This is a genomic window from Micromonospora sp. PRAS1 (genome assembly GCF_059553435.1).
On sequence record NZ_JCANNB010000087.1, the window covers coordinates 1 to 2,668 of the forward strand.

1 protein-coding gene is annotated in these 2,668 nt (G+C 74.2%); it reads right to left on the reverse strand.

Features of this window, described 5'->3' with window-relative positions; translation table 11 throughout:
* The coding region (locus tag AC507J_RS32165; protein ID WP_496294302.1) for a type I polyketide synthase at positions 1–2,668 on the reverse strand (2,668 nt) is incomplete at both ends.

Genomic DNA, 2,668 nt, shown 5'->3' on the forward strand with positions numbered 1-2,668 from the left:
AAAATCACCAACACCATCACCACCCGCCACCACCAAATCCCAAAACTCCTCCGGAGAACCCACACCCCCCGGAAAACGACACGCCATCCCCACAATCGCAATCAAATCATCATCAGAACCAGAGCCGACGATCTCCGCGACGTCGGGTTCCGCGTGCCCGAACAGTTCGCCGTGCAGGAAGTCGGTGAGGATCTGCGGCGACGGATAGTCGAACACCATCGTCGCGGGCAGCCGCAGACCGGTGGCGGTGGCCAGCACATTGCGCAGTTCGACGGCGGTCAGCGAGTCGAAGCCGAGGTCCTGGAAGGCGCGGGTCGCGTCGACCGGGACGCCGGCCCCGTAGCCGAGCACCGCACCGGCGTGGTTGCGGACCAGGTCCAGCAGTTCCGCGTGGCGTTGCCCGGCGGGCAGTCCGGCCAGGCGTTCCACGGCCGGCACCGCACCGACCGCCGCAGCCGCGGCGGACCGGCGGGCGGGTGGGCCGGCCAGATCGCGCAGCAGCGCCGGCACGGTCGAGCCGGAAGCACGCAGGGCTGCCCGATCCAGCAGGGCCGGCACCAGGATCGGCTCGTCGGAGGCGCAGGCGGCGTCGAGCAGCGTCAGCGCATGTTCGGTGGAGAACGGGCGGACCCCGGCGCGGTCCACCCGGTTCCGGCCGACACCGTCGAGGGCGTCGGTCATGCCGCCGAGTTCCCAGAGCCCCCAGGCCAGGGAGAGGCCGGGCAGGCCGGCCGACCGTCGGTGGGCGGCGAGCCCGTCGAGGTAGGCGTTGGCGGCCGCGTAGTTCCCCTGCCCCGCGCCGCCGAACAGGCCGGCGACCGAGGAGAAGAGGACGAACGCGGAGAGGTCGCGGTCGACGGTCAACTCGTGCAGGTTACGGGCGCCGTCCACCTTGGGCCGGAACACGGCGTCGACCTGTTCGGTGGTGAGCGAACCCACGGTGCCGTCGGCGATCACGCCGGCGCAGTGCACGACCGCCGTCAGGTCGGGAGCCTCCGCCAACACGGCCTCGAGAGCGGCGCGGTCGGCGACGTCGGCGCGGACGTCACGAACGGCGGCACCCAGCTCGGTCAGCTCGGCGACCAGCGCCGGGTCGACGCCGCCGCGGCTGAGCAGCAGCAGATTCCGGACGCCGTGGGTGCCGGCCAGGTGCCGGGCGACGGTGCCGCCGAGCGTGCCGGACGCGCCGGTGACCAGGACGGTGCCGGCGCTGTCGAAGGTGGTGCCGGTCGGAGCAGGGACGGCGGTCAGCCGCGACGCCCACACGGTCCCACCGGTGGCGGCGAGTTCCGGTTCGCCGGTGGCCAGGGCGACACGGACGGTGTCATCCTGATCGGCGGGGGCGGCGTCGACAAGCAGGATGCGGTCCGGGTTCTCTGCCTGGGCGGAACGCACCAGGCCCCAGACGGCGGCACCGGCCAGGTCGGTGACGGGTTGGTCGCCGGCCGGTACCGCGCCGTGGGTGACAACGGCCAGCCGGGTGCTGGCGAACCGGTCCTCGGCGAGCCACGCCTGTAGCACGGCGAGGACGTGGTGGACGAGGTCGCGGGGTTCGCCACCGGCGGCCGGCAGGACCAGGACGTCGTCTTCCGCGTCTGCGGTGTTCAGGTCCACTACGCCGCCGATGGCGCGCAGGCGGGCGGTGGCGGGTGCGGTGTCGACAGGTACCCAGCGCACCCGGTGCAGCCCGTCGGTACGGCCACGGCCGGCCAGCCCGGCCGGCTGGACCGGGCGGAGCCGGAGCCCGTCGACGGCGAGCACCGGTGCGCCCGTGCCGTCGGCGGCCGCCACGGTGACGGTGTCGGCGGCGGTCTGCACGATGCGGACCCGCAGCGTGGTCGCACCCACTGCGGCGAGGGAGACGCCGGTCCAGGCGAACGGCAGTTCGCCGCGTTCGTCCTCGGCCACGTCCAGCCCGATGGCGTGCAGGGCGGTGTCCAGCAGGGCGGGGTGCAGCCCGTAGGCGCTGGCGTCGGCGGCGACCGGCTCGGGGAGCCGGGCCTCGGCGAGCAGGGCGTCCTCGTGCCGCCACACCGCGTGCAGACCCTGGAATGCGGGGCCTCGGCTGAGGCCGTGGGCCGCCAGTTCGGTGTACAGGTCGCCGATCGGCACCGGGGTGGCGCCGGGCGGTGGCCACTCGGTGAGGTCGAAGCGGGCCGTGGGGAGGGTGTCGCGTACCGCGCCGGACGCGTGCCTGGTCCAGGGCGCGTCGCCGGCCCGGGAGTGGACGCTGAGCGTACCGTCTGCGGTGACCGCGATCTGTACGTCGACGGCACCGTGCTCGGGCAGGACCAGGGGTTCTTCGATGGTCAGCTCGTCGATGCCGGCCGCGCCGGCCTCGTCGGCGGCGCGCAGCGCCAGTTCGAGGTATCCGGTTGCCGGGAAGACGATCGAGTCGCCGACGCGGTGGTCGGCCAGCCAGGGCTGCGCCTGCACGGAGAGCCGGCCGGTGAGCAGCACGCCGGCCGAGCCGGCCAGCTCCACCGCCGCGCCGAGCAGCGGGTGGTCGGCGGCGGCGAGCCCGGCCCGGGTCACGTCCGTCGGCGGAGCCGCGTCCAGCCAGAAGTGGCGGCGCTGGAACGGGTAGGTGGGCAGTTCCACCGGCCGCCCACCCCACGGACGGGTCATCGCCGCCCAGTCGACGTCGACGCCGGCGCGCCACAGCTGG